Here is a 7,510-nt window from a genome sequence, read left to right as displayed (position 1 = left end):
GGCGGCGCCGTGATCGTCTACGACGCGATGATTCAGCCCGGCCTGCGAAAGAGCCGCAACAACAACTACCTGAGCCTGCTGTCCAGCCTCAACATCATGCTGGAGTCGCGCGAGGGCTACGAATCCTCCACCAGCGCATGCGCGGAACTGCTCCGCGCCGGCGGCTTCACCCGGGTGAAGGTGCGCCACCTGGTCGGTCCGACGTCGGCGGTGTTCGGCTTCAAACCCGGCCGGCTGCCCTCGACCGACGCCAACCCCGTTGAGCCACCGGCTCGTTGGATCTAGGCGGGAAGCGATGCAACAGACCGAATCGCGCGAATATCGGGTCGTGGTCGTCGGGGCGGGCGCGGCGGGTGTCTCGATGGCACTCAGCCAGCGTGACCGCGGCGTGCGTCCGCTGTTGATCGACCGGGCCGACGCGGTCGGCTCATCCTGGCGCGGGCGCTACGACAAGCTGAAACTCAACACGTGCAAGCAGTTTTCGCACCTGCCCGATCGGCCGTACGCCAAGGAAACCGGCGTCTTTCCGACCCGCGATCAGGTCGTCGAGCACCTGGACAGCCACGCCCGCGACGACGGGATCGATTTGCGGCTCAACACCGAGCTCTGCCGTATCGACCGGCGCGACGACGGCTGGTGGCTGCGAACCACGTCCGGCGACATCGGCTGCCGGCAGGTGGTCATCGCGACGGGCTACGAACACACGCCGCGGATGCCGGTGTGGCCGGGCGTCGAGGGCTTCACCGGCCGGCTGCTGCATTCGTCGGCCTACCGCAACCCCGCGCCCTACCAGGGCAAGCGCGTGCTCGTCGTCGGCGCGGGTTCGTCGGCGCTGGAGATCGTCCACGACGTCGCGACCGGCGGAGCGGACCGAGCCTGGCTTGGGGTGCGCACGTCGCCGAACATCATGTTGCGCTCGCTGCCGGGCGGGGTGCCCTCGGACCTGATCGCGACGCCGCTGTTCAGCGCACCGGTATGGCTCTCTGACACGCTGGCCGCGATCGGGCGCCGGGCGAGCATCGGCGACCTCACGCCGTTCGGCCTGCCGACACCCGACGAGGGCGTGTTCGCGCGCGGAATCAGGCTGGGCCGGGCGCCGGCGATCGTCGACAAGGAAGTGATCCGGGCGATTCGTGACGGTGTGTTCGAGGTGGTGCCCACCATCGAGCGGTTCGACGGCGCTGCCGTTTCGCTGGTCAACGGGCTGCGGCTGAAGCCCGACGCGGTCATCTGCGCGACGGGCTACCTGCACGGCCTCGAGCCCGTCGTCGGTCACCTCCGCGTCCTCGACGAGCAGGGCGTGCCCAGGACGCAGGGCGAGGTGCCCACCACCGCGGGCCTGCGGTTCATCGGCTTCCAGTCGCGTCCCGGGCTGCTCGGCTACGTCGCCAGGCAGTCCAAGCGGGTAGCCGCGCGGATAGTGGCCGAACTCGAAACGCAGGAGCAAAACGTGTCGGTGAGCTGATTACGAGCTGCGGCTCGCGTCAACCAAATAGAAGGCAGCTACAGACAGCGGGGGAGGCAGTCTGTGCCGAAGATTCGGCCTGGGACAGGCAACACACGCGATTGGGTCCGATCGGCGCGCGTCGGGCTGGATCCCGAGGCGTACTTCCGCAACCGCGCCGACCGCCCAGAGCCATTCGTCGTCATGTTCCCCGGCCTCGGGCCGGTGCACTTCGTCACCACCGCAGCAGACTCCCGTCAGCTGCTGACCACGCCGCAGCAGAACCTGTGCGTGCCGACGCCAAACCCCATCGAGCCGATCGTCGGGCCGGACTCGGTCATCTCGACCTCCGGCGAGCAGCACCACCGGCAGCGTCGCATGCTGTCGCCGGCCTTTCACGGTGCGCCGATGCGCCAACGGGCCGACTCGATGGCCGATGCGGTGCTCGCCGAGATCGGCACCTGGCGCCCCGGTGACCGGATCGCGTTGCACCGCACCACAAAATCGCTGACCCTGCGGATCATCATCGAGACGGTGCTCGGGGTGGATCGTCAGCACAGCGATGAGTACGCCGACGTCGTCACCGCCCTGATGAACTCGAACACGGCACCGCTACTGCTGCTGCCGGCGCTGCGCAGGAACTTCGCCGGCCTGGGTCCCTGGGCCCGGCTGGTGCGATTGCGAACACGGTTCCTGTGCATGCTCAGCGGCCAGGTGGAGCGTGGCCGGCAGTGTCCGCACGCCGGACGCGGCGCGGTGCTGGGCACCTATTGAGCGAAACCGACGACTACGGACGCAATCTCGACGACGACGAACTGCAGCAACAGCTGCGGACGATGGTCATCGCCGGCCACGACACCACGGCCGCAGCGCTGTCCTGGGCGCTCTACCACATTCATCGCGACACCGGCATCCGCGAACGGATCACCGACGAGCTGTCCGACGGTCCGGCGCCGCGGGAGATGCCGAAACTGCCGTATCTCTCCGCAGTCATCAAAGAGACGCTGAGGATGCATCCCGCGGTGCCGATCGTGTTGCGCCGGCTGGTCGAGCCCCGATCCATCGGCGGCGTCCAATTCTTTGCCGGCGAGACCGTCGGAATCGCGGTTCCGGCAATACATTTCAACCGCGAGATTTGGGATGATCCACACCGGTTCAATCCCGATCGTTTTCTGGCCACTAATCCGACGCCGTTCGAGTACCTGCCGTTCGGCGGCGGCCACCGGCGTTGTTTGGGGGCATCGTTCGCCAGCCACGAGATGGCCGTCGCGATCGGGACCATGCTGCGCACGGTAGAGCTGTCGATGCCGAACCGCGAGCGCCGCAAGAGCCCGCCGCGGTCAGTGCCGAGGGGCATCGCGATCGTCCCGCGGCGCGACGTCCGGCTCGTGGTCACCGGCCGCGCCCGGCATCGTTGACGTCAGAGCGCGTCGTGGCCGCGTTCCCCGGTCCTGATGCGGACCAGACTCTCCACCGGGGAGACCCACACCTTGCCGTCGCCGATCTTCCCGGTGCGGGCGGCTCTGATGATGGCCTCGACGACGCGTTCGGTTGACTCGTCGTCGACCACGACCTCGACCTTGACCTTCGGGACGAAGTCGATCATGTACTCGGCTCCGCGGTAGACCTCGGTGTGCCCGCGTTGCCTGCCGTACCCCTGGACTTCGGCGACGGTCATACCCAGCACGCCGGCGGTCTCAACCGCATGCCTGACGTCGTCGATGGTGAACGGCTGGACGATCGCCGTGACCAGCTTCATGGCGTCAGTCGTCCACCGGCTCAGCGGACTCGGCGGCCACCGTCCGCGTTGCCACTAACGAGTCGACCCGCCGGCCGGTGACGAGGGTTTCGTCGGGGTAAGCCTCTTCGTCGTGCACACCGAGGTCGCCGGTCTCCAGCACCTCGTCCGGCAACCGCAAGTTCATAAAGAGGCCAAGGACTTTCAAGATGGCAAACGTGATAAGGGCGTCCCAGAAAATGACCGTGGCCGCGGCGCCGGCCTGGATCAGTATCTGTTTGGGATGGTGGCCCCACAGCCAGCCGGCGCCGCTCACTGCGCTCTGACCCCCGCCGGCCAGGTACTCGACAATCTTCGGGTCTGCCAGGACCCCGACGAGCAGACCGCCCGCCAGGCCCGCCACGCCGTGCGTGTGAAACACGCCCAGGGTGTCGTCGACCTTCTTGAACAGGCGTGTTCTGCCCAGCCAGTTCCAGGACATCCAGACCAGGGACGAGGCGACGACGCCGATGATCATCGCGCCGAAGCTGTTGACAAAGCCGGCCGCCGGGGTGATCGCGACAAGCCCGGTGATCATGCCGTTGATCGCACCGAGAAATGTCGGCTTGCGCTGCTTGCTCACGAAGATGTCCCAGATCACCCAGGTGAGCAACGCGCAGGCGGTCGCCAGGTTGGTGTTGATCACCCCGATGGAGGCGTCGGCACCCGCGAAATACGGGTCACCGCCGTTGAATCCGTTCCACCCCAACCACAGGACGCCGGCGCCGACCGCGGCCAGTGGCAGGTTGTTGGGCACCGCGCGGTCCCGATCACGAGCCAGCCTGGGACCGATCACCGCGGCGGCGACGAATCCGGTTGTCCCGGCGGCCAGGTGAATCACGTACCCACCGCTGTAGTCCAAGGCACCCGCCTGCGCCCACCAGCCGCCGCCCCACAACAGGAACGCGTTGACCGAGTAGGCAAGGGTCGACCACAGCGGCACGAAGATCAGCCACACCTTGAAGTTCATCCGGCCGACCACACTGCCCAGAAACAGCAGCGGGGTGATGGCGGCGAACACGAATTGGAAGTAGGCCAGCGTCGACTCCGAGAATCTGAACTTGGGCATCACGCTGTCGCCCATCAACGGGATCGCGGCTTGTTCCATGTTGTTGCTGCTCAGGATCGTGTGGGGAATCCCGACCGCGGCCCTGAGGATGCCCCCGCCGAGCTTGAGCGGCTCGCCAAAACCCATCTTGAAGCCCCACAGCACCCACACGACCAGCACCAGCGAGAACCCGGTGAAGGCCATGAGCATCGTGTTGACGGCCCACTTCTTCTGCACGATGCCGGCATACAGAACGGCGATGCCTGGCAGGCTCATCAAGCCGACCAGCGTCGCTGCCACCAACTGCCAGGCGTTATCTCCGGAATTCAGCCAATCGGGATAGGGCAACATTGTCCAGACACCCCTAATTCGAGCCAACGGGCTTGATGGAATCAGCTGCGGTGCGCTATTACTACTCACGCCGTAGACCGTGGAAGCATCGAATGGGAATGTTTCGTATGTGTGTGCAACCGTTTAAATATTGATTTCGGCGCCCGATGAGTCCCGCCTCTATGGCGTCTAACTGGGCGTTTATGACCGGTGAAGGCCCCGGGAGAGAACCGGCGTCAACGCCGGCTTCGCGCGCGAAGATGGCTGCTAACTTGGGAATTTGCTGATGTTTTGCTGCAAATCAGCTGCAAATTAGTTGCAAATCAGCTGTAAAAACCCTGGCAAATACTTTGGAAGTCTCGACCATTAGTGACGGATGCGAAAATTTGCTGTTCGAGCATACTAACTGAACTGCGTGCGCGGCCGGGCCAACGCGACATCGTCGACGATGATGTCGAGCTTCTCGTTGTAGAACGCCACCAGACCGGCGATCGGCGCCACCGCCGGCAGTGGGTAGTGGTAGGTCCACGCCAGGTCGGGATGCACCGTGTCACCGACCCGCACCGACCAGTAGCCCGACGTCGTCCCCTTGTACGGGCACAGCGACTGTGTCGACGTCGCTTCCAGATGCTCGAAGAACACATCGGTCGGATCGATGTAATACCTTGTCGGCAAACCGGTTTCGAACAGCAGCACCGGAGACCGGGTATCGGCGAGCAACACCCCGTCGAGCTCGACCCGGACGTGGCGGTGCGATCGCAGCGCGTCGATCCGCGAATAGGGATTGCGTGGGTGGCCGTAGATCGGTTCGTCTTCCTCGAACCACCGCAACGGAGCCCACTCGAATCGCACGGTCCCCGCCACGGCGCTGTCGCTGTCCGCGTCGAACACCCGCGCGGCCGACTTGTGGGTCTGCCCGGCGCCGACCAGGGAGTGCAGCCGCGACGGGCCGAACTGCACTTTCTGCGGGTGGTCCTCGTCGCGCAGGAACTCCGTGCGGACATCTTGCAGCGGCACGTAATACGCTGGGTAATAAGGGATTTCCCACACGTAAAGTGCTGCAGTGGTGTCGAAGACCAGCTCATGGCCCAGAAAGCCCCGGACCCGGCGCGGCGCCGGCTCGATTCGCCCTCGCGCAGCGGCCATCTGGGGATAGTCGCTCATGGCTGGTCCTTGGACGCCAGGCCGGCCGGGGCGTGGCCGATCGCCCGCCGGATGGCGTCGGCCAACGCCAGCGCGCTCTCCTCGGTGAGTTCCAGCGCGACCCGCGCCGACGGGCCCAGTTGCGGATTGATCACATCGATGTTGACGGTGTGGCCGTAGGGCGCGTGGACGGGATGGTCGACATAGACCGTGGCGCGGTCGGCGCCGAACCACCCGGTGGCGCCCTTGCCGCTGCCGTCGATCTCGACGTGTTCGGTGAGATACGTGCACATTGCCTGCGATACCTAGCCTTTCAGGTTTGCCGCGAAGAACTCGTCGATGCGGCGCCAGCCGTCGACGGCTGCTTCCACCCGGTACACCGGCCGGTCGACGGAGAAGAACGCATGGCCGGCGCCGTCGTAGGAGTGGAACTCGTGCGGCTTGCCCAGCCTGGTCAGCTCGGCGTCCAGCTTGGCCACCGCGGCGGGTGCCGGGAAGCGGTCCTCGACGCCGAACAGGCCCAGCAGCGGGCAGCTCAGGTTCGGCGCCAGGTCGAGGATGGGTTGCATCGCCTTGGGCATTGCCTCCGGCGGATCCTCCACGATGAACGCGCCGTAGCAGTCGACCGCGGCGTCGAACGGCAACGAGCATGCGGCCAGGTAGGCGTGCCGCCCGCCCGAACAGTGGCCGATGACGCCGAACTTCCCGTTCGCACCCGCCAACCCCCGCAGGTGTTCCACCGCGCCGGCGACGTCGCCGACCAGTCGCTCGTCGGGCACCCCGCCGGCCGCCCTCGCCGCCGCGGCGGCATCGTCGGGAGCCGCCCCCGGAGCTTCGCGGGAGTACAGGTTCGGGGCCACGACGTGGTAGCCGCTGACGGCGAGCCGTCGGGCGAACTCTTTGGTCTCCCGGTCGTAGCCGGGCATGTGGTGGATCCAGACGATTCCGCCGCGCGATCCATCAGCGAGCGGCTCGGAAATTGGGCTAGCACGGTAGGCCTCGATCTCGTCGCCGCCGTGTCCGGTGATGGTAATCGTCTCTGCGCGGATGGCATCTGGGCCGATTGCATTCACGGTTTCAGCTTGCCACCCGGCACGACTACTGTCCTACCCGTGGCGCTGCGACGAGAAAGCCCGATTCGCGGGCGACGCTTGCGGCTCGACGAGGCGCTGCTTGAGCGCTTTGCGATGAGTCGAGCCGGCTATCTGTTCCTGCTCCACGCGGCGCCGCGCATCGACAAAGTGGTGATTCCCCGCACTAACGGCCGACTGAGCTCAACCGGACTCAACAAGGTCGGGCTGGTCACCAGCACCGGCGCCAAGTCCGGCCAGCAGCGCACACATCCGCTGGTATTGATCGAGGACGGTGACGGGCTGCTGGCGATCGGATCCAACTACGGTCGGGCGAATCATCCGGCGTGGAGCGCCAACCTGCTGGCGCACCCGGAATGCACTGTTGAGTTCAAGGGGCCGCCCCGGAAGTATCGGGCCGAGCTGCTGACTGGCGACGCCCGCGCGAACGCATGGGACTCCGCCGTCGACTTCTACGGCGGTTACCAGAGCTATCGCACCAGCTGCGCGCCCCGCGAGATCAGGGTGTTCCGCCTGCGGCCCGGGTAGCGCGAGCAGGGTCACTCAGCCGACTTTGATCGGCACCAGCACGGTTTCCATCTTTGCGGGCAGCTGGGTCGTATCGACGGTCAGAATCTCGCCGCTGTCCTGCGTGCCGTTGGGCAGCATCTTGGGCTTGAGTGTGAACGGTGGAGTCG

Annotated in this window: 10 protein-coding genes; 5 read left to right on the top strand and 5 right to left on the bottom strand. The window is 66.1% G+C overall.

The genetic code is table 11. The features are described 5' to 3' along the window. The 4 genes from VML93_RS07630 to VML93_RS07615 all read left to right on the top strand — a co-directional run. The coding region (locus VML93_RS07630) for a hypothetical protein (RefSeq protein WP_422656534.1) at positions 1-285 on the top strand (285 nt) is incomplete at its 5' end. Between the two features lie 10 nt (positions 286-295). Then, positions 296-1,465 (top strand): NAD(P)/FAD-dependent oxidoreductase, encoded by a 1,170-nt coding sequence (locus VML93_RS07625; RefSeq protein WP_325609271.1) that lies wholly within the window; start codon positions 296-298, stop codon positions 1,463-1,465. A gap of 63 nt (positions 1,466-1,528) precedes the next feature. Beyond that, complete coding sequence (locus VML93_RS07620; protein WP_325609269.1) at positions 1,529-2,218, top strand: hypothetical protein; 690 nt, start codon at positions 1,529-1,531, stop codon at positions 2,216-2,218. Further along, the gene (locus tag VML93_RS07615) at positions 2,215-2,862 is read left to right on the top strand and encodes a cytochrome P450 (protein WP_325609267.1); all 648 of its coding nucleotides are present in this window, start codon (positions 2,215-2,217) and stop codon (positions 2,860-2,862) included. Before VML93_RS07620 ends, VML93_RS07615 begins: the two co-directional genes overlap by 4 nt. Positions 2,863-2,864: 2 nt before the next feature. Here the strand turns inward: VML93_RS07615 and VML93_RS07610 are convergent, their stop codons facing one another. From VML93_RS07610 to VML93_RS07590, 5 genes are all read right to left on the bottom strand, one after another. Further along, a complete protein-coding gene (locus tag VML93_RS07610) occupies positions 2,865-3,203 on the bottom strand; it encodes a P-II family nitrogen regulator (RefSeq protein WP_325609265.1) in 339 nt (112 codons plus the stop codon). Between the two features lie 4 nt (positions 3,204-3,207). After that, a complete protein-coding gene (locus VML93_RS07605; protein ID WP_325609263.1) occupies positions 3,208-4,620 on the bottom strand; it encodes an ammonium transporter in 1,413 nt (470 codons plus the stop codon). Between the two features lie 381 nt (positions 4,621-5,001). Further along, the gene (locus tag VML93_RS07600) at positions 5,002-5,763 is read right to left on the bottom strand and encodes a DUF427 domain-containing protein (protein ID WP_325609261.1); all 762 of its coding nucleotides are present in this window, start codon (positions 5,761-5,763) and stop codon (positions 5,002-5,004) included. Next, the gene (locus tag VML93_RS07595; protein WP_325609259.1) at positions 5,760-6,035 is read right to left on the bottom strand and encodes a DUF6295 family protein; all 276 of its coding nucleotides are present in this window, start codon (positions 6,033-6,035) and stop codon (positions 5,760-5,762) included. Before VML93_RS07595 ends, VML93_RS07600 begins: the two co-directional genes overlap by 4 nt. Positions 6,036-6,047: 12 nt before the next feature. Then, complete coding sequence (locus tag VML93_RS07590) at positions 6,048-6,815, bottom strand: dienelactone hydrolase family protein (protein ID WP_325609257.1); 768 nt, start codon at positions 6,813-6,815, stop codon at positions 6,048-6,050. Positions 6,816-6,854: 39 nt separating this feature from the next. Between VML93_RS07590 and VML93_RS07585 the strand changes: the two genes are divergently transcribed. After that, positions 6,855-7,361, top strand: a complete 507-nt coding sequence (locus VML93_RS07585; protein ID WP_325609255.1) for a nitroreductase family deazaflavin-dependent oxidoreductase — start codon at positions 6,855-6,857, stop codon at positions 7,359-7,361. The last annotated feature ends 149 nt before the right edge of the window (positions 7,362-7,510 follow it).

The sequence above is a fragment of the Mycobacterium sp. genome (genome assembly GCF_035499775.1).
GTDB lineage: Bacteria > Actinomycetota > Actinomycetes > Mycobacteriales > Mycobacteriaceae > Mycobacterium.
This window is presented reverse-complemented; position numbering and strand designations above follow the sequence as displayed.

Bases quoted from the DNA above. Each gene is read 5' to 3' on its own strand.
- VML93_RS07625 (WP_325609271.1), top strand. From the start codon at position 296: ATGCAACAGACCGAATCGCGCGAATATCGGGTCGTGGTCGTCGGGGCG.
- VML93_RS07600 (WP_325609261.1), bottom strand. From the start codon at position 5,763: ATGAGCGACTATCCCCAGATGGCCGCTGCGCGAGGGCGAATCGAGCCG.
- VML93_RS07595 (WP_325609259.1), bottom strand. From the start codon at position 6,035: ATGTGCACGTATCTCACCGAACACGTCGAGATCGACGGCAGCGGCAAG.
- VML93_RS07610 (WP_325609265.1), bottom strand. From the start codon at position 3,203: ATGAAGCTGGTCACGGCGATCGTCCAGCCGTTCACCATCGACGACGTC.
- VML93_RS07605 (WP_325609263.1), bottom strand. From the start codon at position 4,620: ATGTTGCCCTATCCCGATTGGCTGAATTCCGGAGATAACGCCTGGCAG.